This is a genomic window from Metasolibacillus sp. (genome assembly GCF_025291715.1).
GTDB classification, from domain to species: domain Bacteria; phylum Bacillota; class Bacilli; order Bacillales_A; family Planococcaceae; genus Metasolibacillus; species Metasolibacillus louembei.
In genome coordinates, this window is sequence record NZ_JAMBIZ010000035.1 from 23,973 (window position 1) to 39,073 (window position 15,101).

The window sequence follows — 15,101 nt, forward strand, 5'->3', positions numbered from 1 at the left end:
AGTCAATTCGCTTTTCCTTTTTTGGATTGTTAAAAGTAGAAATTGTTATTCGGCTGGATCTTCTATTTCTTCAACAGGTGGTTGCTCCTCTGCTGGTGGTGTTTCTGTATTTTCATCAGGTACTGGCTCCTCTTCAACAGGTGGTGGAGCAGCAGTTTCAATCGTATTAGAAGGCGCAGATTGACGACCCGTAATATCGACAGCGACTACGTAGTAGTTTGCGCCAATAGAGATCGTAGCACGACGACCTTGCTCAAAGCGATTTGTCGCAATCAACTGCCCATCTGTTGAATAAACTCGATAGCCGATCACATCATTTGAAGCAGATTTTGTCCAAACTAATGTGTTTCCTTCAAGTGTAGCAACAACAGCTGCTGGCGCAGCCTCATCCGCATCAAACGCAGCGCCTGTTACAGCAGATGAACTCAAGGAGGAATTGTTAGGTAAAAGCTTCGCTGGATCTCCGCCTAAAGAACCGAGCATGCGTTTAACGAATTCCTGATTTAAGCCAACACCGCCCATCGTAATAAATTCGGAAGGGGTAGAAGGCAGCGCACTATAAGATTTGCCATCAATCGTAACAGATGATGAAGAAATTAAGCTATCATCTGGGCGAGATGGTAAAAAGACATTGCGGTTAAATAAATCTGAACGTACAAGACCTGCGCTGGAGCAAGCATTAGAAGGCGCTAAGCCTGAAATTCCACAAAACGATGCGCTGACAACATTTGCAGGCTTTTCAAATTTTTCTTTCGTTCCGATAAATTCAGGGTCGATATCGTAAATAGTATTCATCAACGAAGCCCATAGTAAATTCACACGGGTACTTGGCTGATAGTAAGTGTTATTGAATGTATATAATGATCTAGGCTGGTCATAGCCCATCCACACACCTAAAGAAATATTAGGATTATAGCCAACTAACCAAACATCCTTATAATCCTGTGTTGTACCTGTTTTTGCTGCAAAATCAGAAGAGAATTTTAATGTGCTCTTTGCACGCATACCTGTACCATAATCAAGTACATCACGCAGCATATCTGTAACAATGTAGGAAGTTTCAGGTGTAAATACTTCAACTGGCTCTACCTCATGCTGATAAATAATATTGCCATCTAAATCAATAATTTTTTCAATCATATAAGCATCGATAAATTGACCGTTATTTGCTAATGTAGCAAATGCATTTGTATTTTCTTCAACTGTTGTCCCATTCGTTAATCCACCGATAGCTGTTGCTAAATTGACATAATCGCCCTCGGTTAAGCGAGAAAAGCCCATTTTAGCTAAATATTCAGCAGGTCGATTTGGTAAAATATCATCATATAAGCGAAGCGCTGTTAAGTTTTGAGAGTGTGCCAGTGCCTCACGTGCAGGCATTATTCCTCTTTCTTCATTTTCAAGATAGTTCGAAGGGCTATAGCCGTCATAGCTACGCTTAAATTTCACATCGACAACAGGGCTACCTGCACCAATTTTTCCATACTCAATAGCCGGACCATATGCTAAAAGTGGCTTCATTGTTGAACCATTTGAACGATATGCTTGTGTAGCATGATTTAGTGCCTCAATATTAAAATCACGCCCGCCAACAAAGCTTAAAATACGTCCTGTCTTGTTCTCGATAACAATACTTCCAACTTGCACAGGCATTTCAACTGTTATTTCTTCTCCAGTTTCACTATCTATCGTCGTTGCTGTATAAGTATGCCCATAGTATTGGAAATTCTCGGCTGCTGTTTTCATTGCGTCATACATTTGCTGATTAATTGTAGAATAGATACGATAGCCTTTTGAGCGCACATCACGGTCTGCTAAAATCATATATTTTTCAAGCAACTGTGATTCTTCTTGCAAGCGCTTTGGATCAATGCCATCCTGCTCAGCTAACATATCCGCAATAATTTTTTTCGCACGGTTTTCAAGCTCGTATGTTAACCATGGGTAGCGGTCTTCAGGGCGTGATTCAGGTTTTCTAAAATCTTGCGTAATATCGTAGACGATAGCTTCTTGATATTCATTTTCTGAAATGTAGCCAGCTTCCTTCATACGGTATAGAACCGTTTTCATCCGGTCAATGCCGGGCTTTAAAGCTTCCTCTGTTTTTAATTGCCCTTTTTGTGTAAAAGGTGTATGGGCATACGGTGCTTGCGGTATTCCCGCGATATACGCAGCTTGTGGTAAAGAAAGCTCAGAAGCTTTAATGCCAAATATACCGTCCGCTGCTGTTTCGATTCCAGCTATATTGCGACCTGAAGCATTACGCCCATAGGGGATAATATTCAAATAGGCCTCCAATATTTCTTGCTTTGTCATAAATTTTTCAAGTCGTAATGCTAACAATATTTCTTTTGCTTTACGTTCATAAGATACTTCATTTGTTAATATTTGATTTTTTATTAATTGCTGTGTTAATGTCGAGCCACCTGTTTGGGTAGCCGAGTTTGTAAAATCTTGTAGCAATCCGCGTAGCACAGCTTTTGGCACGATGCCATTATGCTCGCGGAAATATTCATCCTCTGTTGCAAGCACTGCATCAATGACGATTGGCGAAACATCCTTTAAAGAGGTTTCACGTCGCTCTAAATCGGTGCGCAACTTGCCAATATAAATATTGTCCGCAAAATAAATTTCACTCGTTTCCTCGTAATTGAAAATAAGCTCACGCATGCTTTCCTTCGAACGCAAAGGCTCTTCTTTTACGAGTGATGCGAAATAGCCCGCACCAACTGCCCCAGCAAATACAGTTAAAGCTGTTACGAATATAAAAATTAATAGTGCTAGATTCCAAATAACGCCACCTGTAATACGGAATGCACGCATCCATTTCATATTTGTAAGCGACTCTATTTTTTTATTTATTTGCATTAACCATTCTTTCAATGTAACGCCTCCTTGAATTCATTTATCATCAGTAAAAAATGATGATAAAGCCTCCGACAAATATAGGGAATAAAAGTTCAAATTAAAATTAGCCAAGGCGTATTTGATTATAGCACATTTTCTCGATAGCTAAAATATAGTTATTGACAATAGGTATAGTTTAGGTAAAATAGTCTGTATAGTTTTTCAAGCATTGAAGAGATTGCAGTAATGTTTTCATTCCCTGTCAAGAGAGCTAGCGGTAGGTGGAAGCTAGTCAAAATGGTAAACATGAATTACGTTCTTGGAGCTTGGACGTTTACGTCGCGTTAAGACGATTGAGAGGAAGATACATAATCTTCAAGCTGGGTGGTACCGCGTTATTTGATAAATAGCGTCCCTGCATGCATAAACTTGCGTGTAGGGGCTTTTTTGTTTCTATGCGTAAAAATAGGAGGATACAACATGACAAACAAACTAATTGAAGATTTAAATTGGCGCGGTTTGTTATACCAACAAACAGACGCAGAAGGTATGGAAAAACTGTTAAATGAGCAAACGGTATCATTGTACTGTGGCGTAGACCCAACAGCTGATTCAATGCATATCGGGCATATCGTGCCACTATTAACACTGCGCCGCTTCCAGCAAGCAGGGCATAAGCCAATCTTATTAGTTGGTGGAGCAACAGGGATGGTAGGTGACCCATCTGGACGTTCAGAGGAGCGCCAATTGCAAACGGTTGAGCAAATCGACCGCAACGTACAGGGCATTAAAAAGCAATTAGAGCGTATTTTTGATTTTAATTCAAGCGCAGAAAACACAGCAAACCTTGTCAACAATCACGATTGGATTGGCAAAATGAGCACAATCGAATTTTTACGTGATTTTGGGAAGCTTATCAATGTCAACTACATGCTAGCAAAGGATACGATTGCCTCTCGTTTAGATACGGGTATTTCATTTACAGAATTTACGTACACAATTATTCAAGGTATTGACTTTAATCATTTATACGATAACCATAATGTGCGCATCCAAATTGGTGGCTCTGATCAATGGGGCAATATTACAACAGGTCTTGAAGTTATTCGTAAAACACATGATGATAATGCCAAAGCATTTGGTTTTACAATTCCGCTAGTAACGAAGGCAGATGGCACAAAATTCGGTAAAACAGCAGGTGGAGCGGTATGGCTAGATGCGGACAAAACGAGCCCATACGAGTTCTACCAATTTTGGATTAACACAGGCGATGCAGATGTTGTGAAATACTTAAAAATCTTCACATTCCTATCGCGTGAAGAAATTGAAGCATTGGAAGTAAGCGTGCAGGAAGAACCACATTTACGCAAAGCACAAAAAACTTTAGCGGAAGAAATGACGCGTTTAATTCATGGACAAGAAGCATTAGAGGCAGCACAACGCATTACAGTAGCCCTATTCTCAGGTGACTTAAAAGCGTTATCAGCAGTAGAAATGAAGGATGCATTTAAAGATGTCCCTTCTATTGAAATGTCAAAAGAAGATAAAAACATTGTGGAATTGCTTGTGGAAGCGGGCGTTTCACCATCAAAGCGTCAAGCGCGTGAAGATGTAACAAACGGTGCCATCAGCATTAACGGTGAAAAAGTAACAGACTTAGAATACACAGTAGATGCAAAGGATCGTTTAGAGGACGCCTTTGCGATTATCCGCCGTGGTAAAAAGAAATACCATATGGTGAAGTTTAACTAATTAATGAATAAAGCGCATGCTATCAAATTGAAAAATTTGGTTCATGCGCTTTCATCTAGCCATTGTGTAAAATATCTTGAAGAACATTTTTCAGCTGGATAAATTGCTGCTCAGAGATATTGGATTGTTTCATTACTTGATGGGACACCGCGGGTAGCTCACGACGAACATGACGACCTTCTTCTGTTAAATAGATTTTCATTAGGCGTTCGTCCTGCTTAGAACGCTCACGACAAATATAACCCTTTGCCTCTAATTTTTTTAGTAATGGTGTTAATGTACCTGAATCTAAAAATAAACGTTGTCCCAATTCCTTAACCGTAATTTGTTCATTCTCCCCCAAGGCTAATAAGGTGATATAACCTGTATAAGTTAAATCATATGGCTTCAACAATAAAGTGTATTGACGGATGATTTCTTTTGATGTGACATACAAAAGAAAGCATAATTGATTATCTAAATGTTTAGGCATAAAAATCCCCTTTTAAAAATACTTTTAATAATATTTATATTAAAAATAAAGTTCATACTTGTCAAATGCAATTTAATTGTGTACAATTCAATTTATAAAAAATGAATTGTGCACAATCAAATAAATGAATAAGGAGTTTTTGTTATGAAAGAATTATACACAACTACAATGATTAATGACGGAGGGCGCAGTGGCACATCATATGCAGAAGATCAATCTTTATCTTTAAAAATTGCACCTCCTGGCTCAAAATTAGAAAATGTTACAAATCCAGAGCAATTATTTGCTGCAGGCTATAGTGCCTGTTTTAATAGTGCGTTAGATTTAATTAAACGCCAACAAAAAATGAAAAATGTATCAACGATTAAAGCCACAGTAAAATTAATGGAGCAAGCTCCTTTTGATTACGTGCTAGCTGTAGAAATCGAAGGGCATATCGAGGGATTGCCATTGGAAGAAGCGCAACAATTATTAGAATTGACACATACTGTATGTCCATATTCAAAAGCAACAATGGGAAATATCAATGTAAGCATTAAAGCAGTTTAAAAATTTTTTTGAAAAAGAGGAAAATAAAATGTTATCAACTACATCTATAAAACAAATTATGCAAGATCGTCAATCAGTTCGTAAATACAATGTTGAAACTAAAATATCTCGTGAAACAATTAGGCAACTGTTACAAGATGCTATTTCAGCACCTTCTTCAAGTAATATGCAACCATGGCGCTTTATCGTCATAGATGATAAGGAAATTCAAAAAAATATTAATTTCTTTTCATTTAATCAAGAGCAAATAGAAACTGCCTCTGCAATTATTGCTGTTATTGGAGATACTGAAATGTATTTAAATGCTGAGACAATCTATGCACAAAATGTCGAGCTAGGCTATATGCCAGAAGAGGTAGCTAAAAACATGGCAAAAAATGCATTAGCCATGTATGGTGCAGCTTCAACAAAAGTATTAGAAAACATCGTACACTTTGATGCTGGTTTAGTATCCATGCAAATCATGTTATTGGCGAAGGAAATGGGCTATGATACAGTACCGATGGGTGGGTTCGATAAAGCGAAATTTGCTGAATACATGGAACTGCCTGCAAATGAAATTCCTATTTTATTATTAGCGATTGGTGAAGCGGCAGCACCAGCCTATGGTTCATCACGCCTTCCACTTGATCGTATTGTAAGGTTCAATAAATAAATTTTAGGCAATGTCCCACAATAGATGGTGGACATTGCTTTTTTGGTGATTACTTGGAATGTTGTAGTATTAATAATGAACAATCAATACTGTGAAATTGATTTACGTGAGCGCAAACTGAGGTATATGATAGCCAAAGTAGCAACGGCTTCAACTATGATATCTTTAAAACAATAGACATCGTAGGTTATTTATCAATCCAATATATATGATTATATTTATTCATGAAGTATTTATTTAACCGAGTTTCCGCAAATTCATACTCCACGTTAAATTGCTGCTGCACGTGTAAAATATCATTTTTTGTAGCTCCATACAATTCCATACGCTCCAGCATAAAACTAGGCACACAAGCATGGTACATAAAATTATTGGCTTTATGCTCTTGATATTGATGAAAAAGCGGAGGCAAGTTAAATTGGTTGCCACTATGCAGCAGCACATGACATAGTTCATGACAAAAATCCTGCCATTCTTTTTCAGGTGATAGGTTTTCCTCAAGAAAAATATAAGCGCGTCCTTCGATAAATAAAGCCTGGCTACACTCTGACCAATAAAACACTTTTATGCCTAATCTGGTAGCGATTTCTTGAAAGCTTAATAAAGATAAATCTGTAATGCCCAGCTGCTTATAAAAGTGCGTAATATAATCCTCAAGATGTGTATAATAGTACATTGAAACAACTCCTAAAATGCCTTAGAGAACATTTGTTCTGTTTTATTTTATAATAAAACCTCACATTTTGCTAGTGAGGTTTGGCATATTATTGATAAATCAGCAGGAATCCCCACTGATTATTAGGGTCATTTTAAAGCTCTCCATGATCCTTTAAAATTTCCCACATTTTGCGTAGCTTTTCTAAATCCTCTTCCTTTGACTTCGGCAATTCCTTATACCATTTTTGCAGCGTCGGATTATTAGCGAATGCTTGAAATTCAGCTTCATCCTTTTCCTCTTGTGTCAATGTAGACGAAGTAGAACGCCCAAGAAGATAGTCTGTGCTAACATCCAGTACGTTTGCTAATTGCAATAATTCATTATCTTTGACAGGTCGTTCATTTGCTTCAATTCTATTCATAACGCTAACATTAAGATTCACTCGGCTTGCTAGCTCTCTTTGTGTCCATCCTCGGCTTTCTCTTAATGAAACGATTCGCTTTCCGATATTCATCATCATTCACCGCTTTCAGAGATTTCATACTTCATTATAGCATGTTTCTATTTTAGAAACCATAAATTTCTTTAATAGAAATTTTTAGCTTGAATTTCTGTTTTAGCAATGATATAGTAGTGATAATAGTTGCTGAAATAGAAATTTTAATATCGGGTAATAGACAACGAAGGAGGATTAAGAATGAGCAAAGAAAATCAACAAATCAATGTATTTGAAAATGGTATTTATATTGTACAGGATGGATGTATTACACCATTAAAGCCAAAAGATTTTGGACAAGATACAATCATTTGGAAAAATGGGCGCGTACTAGATGTAGAACGAGCAGAGCGAATCCGCATTCAACAAATTAAATAATTGTCCCTACGGAAAAACCGACGGACACTAATTGATTTTGGTTATGTAACCAAGTCGATTAGTGTCCTTTTTATTTTGATTTAGGAGATGACAACTACCAAAGGCGTAATTGATTTGAAAAGAAAGGAGCAAGCAGATGGTTAAATATTTTCCAGATTTAATTGAAGAATATAAGCAATCATTAAAAAAATTGCAGAAAATAGGCGGATGTTCAAGCATGGAGCGTGATGTAAAGGAGGCGATTCAATGGATGGAAACAGGCTATGATCCAGCTGAGTATCGAGCAGCCACTCGCAAGGATTGTTATGTAATGGACCATTACTTGATGCAGCAGTTTCTGTTATCCGTTGATTGTGATTTCACTGCATCTGATAGTAATCAACAGCAGCTAAATAATGAGGAGAATCGAATAGATAGCATGCAAAGTATTATAAAGGAAGCGCTAGTGGGATTAACAGAAAATGAGCGTAAAGTATTCATACTCATCCGCGCTGAATATATGACATTTGCGAAAGTAGCGGACATTTTAGAAATTACACGTAGCTCTGTGCAAAGCTATTTAAGAAGGGCTGAATTAAAAATAAAAAACAATATTAACTGCAAAAAACTAATCTGTCATGAAAGCGGCTATATCATGAAAGATTCATTTTAAAGACTCGCCATACAAATGCCTATATAGTGAGGAATTCATTTTAGGTGAAGCAGCTTGCCATACAAACACCTATATAGTGAAAGATTCATTTTAAAAGCAATGTCTTAAGGGAGGTGGTCAAATGGAAAAATATATCGCTATAGTGAGCGGCACTGTTGGCACGGTTGTATCTTATTTAGTTTGCGGCTTAGGTATGGCTGTTACAGTGTTGATTGCACTAATGGCATTAGATTATGTGACGGGGCTTTTGCAGGCGATGACGAATCGTTCGCTCAATTCTCGTGTAGGATTCAATGGCATTATTCGTAAAATTTATTATTTAATGTTGGTAGCAGCCGTTTATTTAATTGCACTTGTCATACCTGGTATTGAGTATGCAGGCGATGGTGCGGCCATCGCTTTTTGTGTGCTCGAATTTATCAGTATTACCGAAAATGGCACAAAGATGGGCTTATGGATGCCAAGCTTTATCAAAAATTTATTGGCGATTGTGAAAGATAGAACGGGGGAGGGTGATGCAAAATGAGCTACTTGTTTAAGCAAAGCCTATTACCTGCAAGTAAATATGTGATGAAAGCTCCCTTCACGATGGTTGCTGAATATATTACAGTGCATAATACTGCCAATGATGCTTCGGCAGCTAACGAGGTAGCTTACCACAATCGCAATGACAATCAAATCAGCTTTCATATTGCTATAGATGATAAAGAAGTTATACAGTGCATTCCATTTAATCGTAATGCGTGGCATTGTGGAGATGGTCAAGGGGCAGGAAATCGCAAGTCTATTGGTGTCGAAATTTGCTACAGCAAAAGTGGCGGAGCACGTTATGAAGCGGCGGAGGAAAATGCTGTACAATATATGGCTTCACTATTACAACAATTTGGCTGGGGCGTTGATCGTATTAAAAAGCATCAGGATTGGAGTGGCAAATATTGCCCACATCGCATTTTAGAGGAAAAACGCTGGGATAGCTTTAAGGAGCGCATACAAAAAGCATTGGATAAGGAGAAAAAGATGGATTTAATGGTCGTGCTGAAATTCGCGCATTGCTTAAAAAAGCACGAGAAAAAAATATTATTAATAAAGCGATACACACAGACACAGCCACAGCCATTGAACAATATGATGATATTCAATTATTGAGCTATCAAGCAGCTGTTATGAATCGGGTATTTTAGAAATATAAAGTGTCTGAAAAGTGGTTTAGCATACCACTTTTCAGACACTTTTTTTGTTTTATAAAAAAGGCTGAAAACATTAGCTTTAACAAATATTACATATTGCAAAAATGGAATAAATGTTCTATTATAAATACAAACAAACGTTCTTGTTAGGGGAGTGAAATGAAATGCGTAATCAGCTTATAAAAGCGCTGCAGCATCAGTTATTATTGGATATTATCTATATAGCGAAGGATGGAAAAATGTCGAAACGACGTGTGAAATTAATTAAAATAACTGGCGAGACGGCGCAGGCATATTGCTTTACGAAACAGGCGAAGCGCACTTTTATCATTGAAAACATACTGGCCATTGCTCCAAGCAAACAAAAAGGACATCAAAATATCGTATAGCAGTCTAAGTCTTTCTAGAAAGAGAATCGAGGACACAAAATCCCTTTACGGTTACACCATAGATGGAAAACCCATATACGGATTTTCCATAAACGAAAAAGCCGCAACTACTAAGTACTTATATAACTAATTACTAATTAACTAATTACTTATTATATAAAATACTAATTTAAAATAATGATGATGTCCCTTTTCTTATTGTTACTTGCTATTTAAAGTGTAAGGGAATCAAGAGAGGCTGTTTGGGTGGCGATCATTTCATAAAAAAACCGCCAAATGCTTGATATACAAGCATTGGCGGTTTGAAATTTAGAAAATTAACGAGAAGAATACTCTACAGATTCTTAAACCATTGTGGCTGTAGGGCTAAAAGGGTATTTTGAAAGTTGTTCCCCCAAATCTTCCCCCAAAACACCAAAACCAAGAGTGATTTTATCCATTCTTTAGTGCCTCTACGAATATATCTTTCGCCTTCTTTTTATCTCCTTCAATAACATGTGCATATGTTTCCCAAATTACTTTTGGGGTATTACCCAGTCTAGCTGCAACTTCAGCAACATCTTCTCCGCTATATAACAATATAGAAGCATGTGTATGTCGAAGAGTATGTGGCTTCACAGTAAAGCCTAATTTATCTGACAGACGTTTGAAAGCGTAATAGACACTATTATCAGCATAAGGTTCTTTTGTTTGGTATGAAATAAAGACAAAATCATCTTTATCTAAAATTTGCCCATCCTCCAGTAACAATTCAGCACACCATACACGATATTTTTTTAGTAAAGCAATAAGTACATCGTCAATTTCAATTGTACGATAACTATTTAAAGTTTTTGGTGTTCGATATCCTTTACGATCTCTTGTAGCTTCTATTGTAATAGTGCCTTTTTGTAAATCGACGTTACGCCATCTTAATGCAAGTCCCTCGCCACGTCGCATACCTGTGAAAGCAAGCGTACGAATGAATGAATAAGAAGTAATCGTTTCTTCTATCTCAGCCAACATTAAAAATTCATTTAATCGCTGAATGCTTAATACATTTGCTACATCTTTTTCACCATCTTGAATAACTATTTTTGTAAATCGATTGCGCGATAAAATTTCGGCATCAACTGCAGCATTCACGGCTACTTTAAATATCCGATGAAATAAGCGTACAGTAGAAGGCTTATACTTTTTCAAAAGAGTGACAATAAACTTTCGTTTGTATGTTTCTTTATCTAAAGAAGCTAATTTTAATTTACCAATAAGAGGTTTAATTTGATCTTCGATTATACTTTTTCTCTGTAATCGTGTTGTAATTTCCCATTCGAACTGATTGGATTCATACCATATATCCATCCAAGCTCCAACAGTCATATTTTCATTCTCCACTTGAAGTATGTTTCCATCTAATATTTGTGATTTAACTTCTAATAGCTTGCGGTAGGCAATAGCTTCTGTAGCTAGACCTTGTTTGCTTTTTTCTTTTCTAATTCCTAATACATTGTAGTAACGATAGCGATAGGCATACATTTTTTGCCCATTAGAATCAATATACCAGTATAAATCCTTATCTTGTTTACATCTATTCATCTCAGGTTTTTTGTTTTTTCCCATATTGACATCTCCCAATCTTTACACGGACAGGTGTACTGCTTTTGGGCTAAGTCTTGGCATCACTCCTTTCAAGCAAAATAGAATGTATGTTCATCATTGTAAATAAACATACTAAAGCATGGACATCGAAAAACTATATTTACTGGCTACTTATCATTTTTTTAGTATTCGTTCTAATTGTCTCTTTTTAAAAATATCACACTATATAGAGAAAGAAGGGAATTTCATTTTTTACGGATTGTTCTAATGTAAGCGTCGAGTGATTGTTAAAAAAATTATCCTCACAAAAGATGGAGATATTGTTGCTATTATCTCACTTTAATTGTTCGTTATCCGCTCGATTTTTGTCGAAATTTGTAATAACCTTGCAATTATTTTTTCTATGGGTGTTAAACCCATTTAAAAATAATGCTTCCAATGATACTATTATAATAATAGATTATTAGGAACAAGTGTTCTTGTTTTTATTATAGAGGTGATGCTACAATAAATAAAGATAAATAGTATTAATATTCATATGTAAAATAAAAAAACATCTCAAGCTTACCTTGAAATGTGTTAAATGATTTAAGTGATATCCACCATAAACAAAGCAAAAGGGAGTGGGATGATTATGAAAATTGAAAAGGATAATTGCTTTGAAGCTATTCTAAGTTTTTCAAAAACCTATAATATTACACCACCAAAAGATTTAGATTGTATTGAAATATGGTGGGAAAGTGCTATGAATCAACTTGATGATAGAGATATAAAGTTATTTTACATAGCATTTAAGATTGCTTTTAAGAATGACTTGCTCAATGGCGAAATAACATCAATGATGTTTAATGAGCTTGAAATTCGAGTTTCAGGAGCAAACGAATTTCAAGGTCTAGCTTAACTTTTAAAACACTCTCAAATAATTATGGGGGTGTTTATTCTTGTGACTTTCTTTCATGCTTAATGATTTCCCAAATATCACGTAATTTCTTAACTGCTTCTTCATCCGATTCGTATAGTTCACGATAAAATTGCTGTAATTCTGGATCATTAGCAAATGCTTGGAATGCAACTTCTTCGTCATTGTATGCTAAATTTCTCTCTTTTACATATAATCCTCTGTTATCTTCTCTTCCTAATAAATAATCAACACTAACTTCATATAGATCAGCTATTTTTAAAAGTATTTCATTATCGGGTTCACGGTGCCCATTTTCAAAATGTGAATAACTAGCTCTAGAAATTCCTATAGCATGCGCAATCTCTTCTTGAGTCCTTTTTCCTCTAAGCTTTTTAAGTTTATGACCAATCATTATATCAGCCTCCTTGTATGTTCATTATAGATACAAGTTGTATCTTTTAAAATAATTGGTACGAAAAGTATCAAAAATAGTTGACGATACGAAATGTATCTGATATATTCTTATTAAAGATACGAATTGTATCAGAAACGAGGTGATTTACATGCGTACAACTTTAATTGAACAACGTAAGAAGAAAAATTTAACACAAAGTGCTGTGGCTACTCTGTTAGGGATTTCCGAAATTTATGTTCGCAAGCTTGAAAATGGTGATAGAAATCCATCTATTACGATGATGTTGAAGTTTGAAAAATTTTATTGTGTATCAATGAAAGAATTGTTCCCAGATATTTTTTTTGTAACAAATGATACGATTTGTACCAAAAACTTAGCGTAGGAGGTTTTAAGATGAATCAATTACAAAACAACATTAACAGTTTGGAAATCGCTGAAATGGTTGGACGACGTCACGACCAAGTTTTACGGGATATTAACACTATAATTCTTCATTTAGGTAGTGACCACAAAAGTGTGGGCACGTATTTCATCGAAAGTGAGTACACAGATACACAAGGTAAGAAACGACCTTGCTACTTACTAACCAAAAAAGGTTGCGAACTTTACGGCACTCGCATGACTGGCGAAAAAGGTACTCAATTTGCAGTGAAATACATTGAGCGCTTTAACGAAATGGAGCAAGAAGTGCAAAAGGTAGTTCCATTATCCAAAGATCAAGCTCTCGTCACAGTTTTACGTACTACAGCAGATTTAGTTGAAGATACTCAAGCTATCAGACAAGAACAGCATGAAATTCGTAAAGAACTTTCAATGATTAATGAAAAGGTAGAAGAACAAATCACCCTAACTTCTGGTGAACAGCGTGCTGTACAGAAGGAAGTTGCTATTAAAGTTTATGAAATTGAAAATGATACAACAATTCGACCTAAACTTTTCCGAGAGCTACATCGTGAAATTAAAGATCGCTTTGCTGTAGCCAGCTATAAAGATGTTCGTCGTCAAGAGTTACAAACGGTTATCAACTATATTCGCTCATGGGTACCTAGAAAGGTATCTTAACACTCTATTAAACTATCAACCAGATTGGAGGTATCACATGGAAGCAATAGCACAAGTTGAAGTCAAAGTAGACAAAGAATATATAGATTCAAAATATGAAGAAGAATTTAAAAAGCAAATTAATATCAAGAAAAAGCTTGTAACTATTGAACAACTATCAGAGCTATACAGTATGAAACGTGATGCGCTTGAGGAAGCATTTTTCAACGATCCACGTGTAAAAATCTATGAACGTCGTCGTGGAAAAGGCAAACGGTACTGGATAGCTGAAAAAGTGATTCCGATTATGGATGAAATCATTGAATATGAATGGGTTTAAAAAATAATACACGGACAGGTGTACAAAATTGGTGCTTAAAAATAACAGGGAGAGGCTAGGGCTAATTAGCCTCTCAAAAATAACCGAGGGCTATCGGTTAAGAAGAGCTAGGGCAATAGCTCAAAGCAAGTTAACTTGCTAACTAAATAATACAACAAAACTAAATAGAGGTGTGTTCGAAGATAGAACTTGTTCGATATTCGAACAACGAAAGGTAGATTGATTATGTATGGAGTGCATTTGAAGAATTTTAGAGAAAAAGCAAATATGACACAATCACAGGTGGCTGAGGCGATACATAAAAGTCGCTCAGCTATCTCGAAAATAGAGAATGGTGAGCAGGAGATTGATGCTTACTCAATTGTCCAGTGGGCAAGAGCAACAAATGCAGAGGCACAAGCAGCAATCATCATGTTTGGTGCAGATGTAATTGCGCATGCAGCACACATGCTGACGTTAGTTCCAGCGATGATAATTTGGTGGTGATTCTATGAAATGGTTACTAGATTACTTTTTTATGATTGATGATTGGCGAGAGCTTAGTGATAGCGATTTGACTTATCTTGCACTATTAGGTGGGGCAATTATATTAACTATTATTTTCGCAATTAATTTTTGGTAGGTGATGAAACTATGAAACCAGCTGTACGTTTAGCGCAAATCGAACTTGATACTCCTAACTGGGAGGACAATCCTGAACTTGTAGCAGAGGTCAAAAGACTACGTAAATTAATCGGCTACGGTAGACTACCGAACGATGTGAAAGCGAGAAACTATAACTATATAGTTTA

At 36.3% G+C, this 15,101-nt stretch carries 19 protein-coding genes, 1 pseudogene and 1 other annotated feature; of the genes and pseudogenes, 14 read left to right on the forward strand and 6 right to left on the reverse strand.

Annotated features, from left to right (window positions below; all coding sequences use genetic code 11):
- Window positions 1-45: 45 nt before the first annotated feature.
- On the reverse strand, window positions 46-2,868 hold the full coding sequence (locus tag M3Z76_RS16875; protein ID WP_483310184.1) for a transglycosylase domain-containing protein: 2,823 nt from the start codon (window positions 2,866-2,868) through the stop codon (window positions 46-48).
- Window positions 2,869-3,067: 199 nt separating this feature from the next.
- Window positions 3,068-3,267: a binding site (T-box leader), on the forward strand.
- Between the two features lie 60 nt (window positions 3,268-3,327).
- On the opposite strand from M3Z76_RS16875, the gene tyrS reads away from it, so the two are divergent.
- Complete coding sequence (gene tyrS, locus M3Z76_RS16880; RefSeq protein ID WP_293929030.1) at window positions 3,328-4,599, forward strand: tyrosine--tRNA ligase; 1,272 nt, start codon at window positions 3,328-3,330, stop codon at window positions 4,597-4,599.
- A gap of 55 nt (window positions 4,600-4,654) precedes the next feature.
- Here the strand turns inward: tyrS and M3Z76_RS16885 are convergent, their stop codons facing one another.
- The gene (locus M3Z76_RS16885) at window positions 4,655-5,071 is read right to left on the reverse strand and encodes a MarR family winged helix-turn-helix transcriptional regulator (RefSeq protein ID WP_293929032.1); all 417 of its coding nucleotides are present in this window, start codon (window positions 5,069-5,071) and stop codon (window positions 4,655-4,657) included.
- A gap of 144 nt (window positions 5,072-5,215) precedes the next feature.
- Here M3Z76_RS16885 and M3Z76_RS16890 point away from each other — a divergent pair, with 144 nt between their 5' ends.
- Window positions 5,216-5,620, forward strand: coding sequence for an Ohr family peroxiredoxin (locus M3Z76_RS16890; RefSeq protein ID WP_293929034.1), 405 nt, complete (start codon window positions 5,216-5,218; stop codon window positions 5,618-5,620).
- 28 nt (window positions 5,621-5,648) lie between these two features.
- On the forward strand, window positions 5,649-6,275 hold the full coding sequence (locus M3Z76_RS16895; RefSeq protein WP_293929036.1) for a nitroreductase family protein: 627 nt from the start codon (window positions 5,649-5,651) through the stop codon (window positions 6,273-6,275).
- A gap of 187 nt (window positions 6,276-6,462) precedes the next feature.
- Here the strand turns inward: M3Z76_RS16895 and M3Z76_RS16900 are convergent, their stop codons facing one another.
- Together M3Z76_RS16900 and M3Z76_RS16905 are read right to left on the reverse strand one after the other, a co-directional pair.
- The gene (locus tag M3Z76_RS16900; protein WP_293929038.1) at window positions 6,463-6,951 is read right to left on the reverse strand and encodes an ImmA/IrrE family metallo-endopeptidase; all 489 of its coding nucleotides are present in this window, start codon (window positions 6,949-6,951) and stop codon (window positions 6,463-6,465) included.
- Between the two features lie 133 nt (window positions 6,952-7,084).
- On the reverse strand, window positions 7,085-7,450 hold the full coding sequence (locus M3Z76_RS16905; RefSeq protein ID WP_293929040.1) for a helix-turn-helix domain-containing protein: 366 nt from the start codon (window positions 7,448-7,450) through the stop codon (window positions 7,085-7,087).
- Between the two features lie 180 nt (window positions 7,451-7,630).
- Here M3Z76_RS16905 and M3Z76_RS16910 point away from each other — a divergent pair, with 180 nt between their 5' ends.
- The 5 genes and pseudogenes from M3Z76_RS16910 to M3Z76_RS16930 all read left to right on the forward strand — a co-directional run bounded on the left by M3Z76_RS16910 (window position 7,631) and on the right by M3Z76_RS16930 (window position 10,035).
- Window positions 7,631-7,807 carry a DUF3954 domain-containing protein gene (locus M3Z76_RS16910; protein ID WP_293929042.1) on the forward strand — a complete coding sequence of 59 codons (177 nt, stop codon included), beginning with the start codon at window positions 7,631-7,633 and terminating at the stop codon, window positions 7,805-7,807.
- A gap of 136 nt (window positions 7,808-7,943) precedes the next feature.
- On the forward strand, window positions 7,944-8,459 hold the full coding sequence (locus M3Z76_RS16915; protein WP_293929044.1) for a sigma factor-like helix-turn-helix DNA-binding protein: 516 nt from the start codon (window positions 7,944-7,946) through the stop codon (window positions 8,457-8,459).
- A gap of 121 nt (window positions 8,460-8,580) precedes the next feature.
- Window positions 8,581-8,985: a phage holin family protein gene (locus tag M3Z76_RS16920; protein WP_293929045.1), complete on the forward strand. Its 405-nt coding sequence runs from the start codon at window positions 8,581-8,583 to the stop codon at window positions 8,983-8,985.
- Window positions 8,982-9,464: pseudogene (locus tag M3Z76_RS16925) on the forward strand (peptidoglycan recognition protein family protein); the annotation flags it as partial. The gene M3Z76_RS16920 and the pseudogene M3Z76_RS16925, both read left to right, overlap by 4 nt.
- A gap of 346 nt (window positions 9,465-9,810) precedes the next feature.
- Window positions 9,811-10,035 (forward strand): transcriptional regulator, encoded by a 225-nt coding sequence (locus M3Z76_RS16930; protein ID WP_293929047.1) that lies wholly within the window; start codon window positions 9,811-9,813, stop codon window positions 10,033-10,035.
- A gap of 432 nt (window positions 10,036-10,467) precedes the next feature.
- Here the strand turns inward: M3Z76_RS16930 and M3Z76_RS16935 are convergent, their stop codons facing one another.
- On the reverse strand, window positions 10,468-11,634 hold the full coding sequence (locus M3Z76_RS16935) for a tyrosine-type recombinase/integrase (protein ID WP_293929049.1): 1,167 nt from the start codon (window positions 11,632-11,634) through the stop codon (window positions 10,468-10,470).
- Between the two features lie 613 nt (window positions 11,635-12,247).
- Here M3Z76_RS16935 and M3Z76_RS16940 point away from each other — a divergent pair.
- Entirely contained in the window at window positions 12,248-12,514 is a 267-nt protein-coding gene (locus M3Z76_RS16940) for a hypothetical protein (protein WP_293929051.1), read from the forward strand.
- 34 nt (window positions 12,515-12,548) lie between these two features.
- Here M3Z76_RS16940 and M3Z76_RS16945 read toward each other — a convergent pair whose 3' ends face one another.
- Entirely contained in the window at window positions 12,549-12,926 is a 378-nt protein-coding gene (locus M3Z76_RS16945; RefSeq protein WP_293929052.1) for a helix-turn-helix domain-containing protein, read from the reverse strand.
- A gap of 151 nt (window positions 12,927-13,077) precedes the next feature.
- Between M3Z76_RS16945 and M3Z76_RS16950 the strand changes: the two genes are divergently transcribed.
- The 5 genes from M3Z76_RS16950 (at window position 13,078) to M3Z76_RS16970 (ending at window position 14,932) form a co-directional block, all read left to right on the forward strand.
- Window positions 13,078-13,311 (forward strand): helix-turn-helix transcriptional regulator, encoded by a 234-nt coding sequence (locus M3Z76_RS16950; RefSeq protein WP_293929053.1) that lies wholly within the window; start codon window positions 13,078-13,080, stop codon window positions 13,309-13,311.
- An 11-nt stretch (window positions 13,312-13,322) separates the two neighbouring features.
- Window positions 13,323-13,991 (forward strand): Rha family transcriptional regulator, encoded by a 669-nt coding sequence (locus M3Z76_RS16955; RefSeq protein WP_293929054.1) that lies wholly within the window; start codon window positions 13,323-13,325, stop codon window positions 13,989-13,991.
- 37 nt (window positions 13,992-14,028) lie between these two features.
- The gene (locus M3Z76_RS16960; RefSeq protein ID WP_293929056.1) at window positions 14,029-14,310 is read left to right on the forward strand and encodes a hypothetical protein; all 282 of its coding nucleotides are present in this window, start codon (window positions 14,029-14,031) and stop codon (window positions 14,308-14,310) included.
- A gap of 240 nt (window positions 14,311-14,550) precedes the next feature.
- Window positions 14,551-14,796, forward strand: coding sequence for a helix-turn-helix domain-containing protein (locus tag M3Z76_RS16965; protein ID WP_293929058.1), 246 nt, complete (start codon window positions 14,551-14,553; stop codon window positions 14,794-14,796).
- Window positions 14,797-14,800: 4 nt separating this feature from the next.
- Window positions 14,801-14,932, forward strand: coding sequence for a hypothetical protein (locus M3Z76_RS16970; protein ID WP_293929060.1), 132 nt, complete (start codon window positions 14,801-14,803; stop codon window positions 14,930-14,932).
- The last annotated feature ends 169 nt before the right edge of the window (window positions 14,933-15,101 follow it).

What these genes read in the sequence shown, in the direction of transcription:
- tyrS (WP_293929030.1), top strand. Translation starts at nt 3,328, where the DNA reads ATGACAAACAAACTAATTGAAGATTTAAATTGGCGCGGTTTGTTATAC.
- M3Z76_RS16945 (WP_293929052.1), bottom strand. Translation starts at nt 12,926, where the DNA reads ATGATTGGTCATAAACTTAAAAAGCTTAGAGGAAAAAGGACTCAAGAA.
- M3Z76_RS16905 (WP_293929040.1), bottom strand. Translation starts at nt 7,450, where the DNA reads ATGATGAATATCGGAAAGCGAATCGTTTCATTAAGAGAAAGCCGAGGA.
- M3Z76_RS16955 (WP_293929054.1), top strand. Translation starts at nt 13,323, where the DNA reads ATGAATCAATTACAAAACAACATTAACAGTTTGGAAATCGCTGAAATG.
- M3Z76_RS16875 (WP_483310184.1), bottom strand. Translation starts at nt 2,868, where the DNA reads ATGCAAATAAATAAAAAAATAGAGTCGCTTACAAATATGAAATGGATG.
- M3Z76_RS16910 (WP_293929042.1), top strand. Translation starts at nt 7,631, where the DNA reads ATGAGCAAAGAAAATCAACAAATCAATGTATTTGAAAATGGTATTTAT.
- M3Z76_RS16940 (WP_293929051.1), top strand. Translation starts at nt 12,248, where the DNA reads ATGAAAATTGAAAAGGATAATTGCTTTGAAGCTATTCTAAGTTTTTCA.
- M3Z76_RS16920 (WP_293929045.1), top strand. Translation starts at nt 8,581, where the DNA reads ATGGAAAAATATATCGCTATAGTGAGCGGCACTGTTGGCACGGTTGTA.
- M3Z76_RS16970 (WP_293929060.1), top strand. Translation starts at nt 14,801, where the DNA reads ATGAAATGGTTACTAGATTACTTTTTTATGATTGATGATTGGCGAGAG.
- M3Z76_RS16885 (WP_293929032.1), bottom strand. Translation starts at nt 5,071, where the DNA reads ATGCCTAAACATTTAGATAATCAATTATGCTTTCTTTTGTATGTCACA.
- M3Z76_RS16935 (WP_293929049.1), bottom strand. Translation starts at nt 11,634, where the DNA reads ATGGGAAAAAACAAAAAACCTGAGATGAATAGATGTAAACAAGATAAG.
- M3Z76_RS16895 (WP_293929036.1), top strand. Translation starts at nt 5,649, where the DNA reads ATGTTATCAACTACATCTATAAAACAAATTATGCAAGATCGTCAATCA.
- M3Z76_RS16960 (WP_293929056.1), top strand. Translation starts at nt 14,029, where the DNA reads ATGGAAGCAATAGCACAAGTTGAAGTCAAAGTAGACAAAGAATATATA.
- M3Z76_RS16930 (WP_293929047.1), top strand. Translation starts at nt 9,811, where the DNA reads ATGCGTAATCAGCTTATAAAAGCGCTGCAGCATCAGTTATTATTGGAT.
- M3Z76_RS16900 (WP_293929038.1), bottom strand. Translation starts at nt 6,951, where the DNA reads ATGTACTATTATACACATCTTGAGGATTATATTACGCACTTTTATAAG.
- M3Z76_RS16915 (WP_293929044.1), top strand. Translation starts at nt 7,944, where the DNA reads ATGGTTAAATATTTTCCAGATTTAATTGAAGAATATAAGCAATCATTA.
- M3Z76_RS16950 (WP_293929053.1), top strand. Translation starts at nt 13,078, where the DNA reads ATGCGTACAACTTTAATTGAACAACGTAAGAAGAAAAATTTAACACAA.
- M3Z76_RS16890 (WP_293929034.1), top strand. Translation starts at nt 5,216, where the DNA reads ATGAAAGAATTATACACAACTACAATGATTAATGACGGAGGGCGCAGT.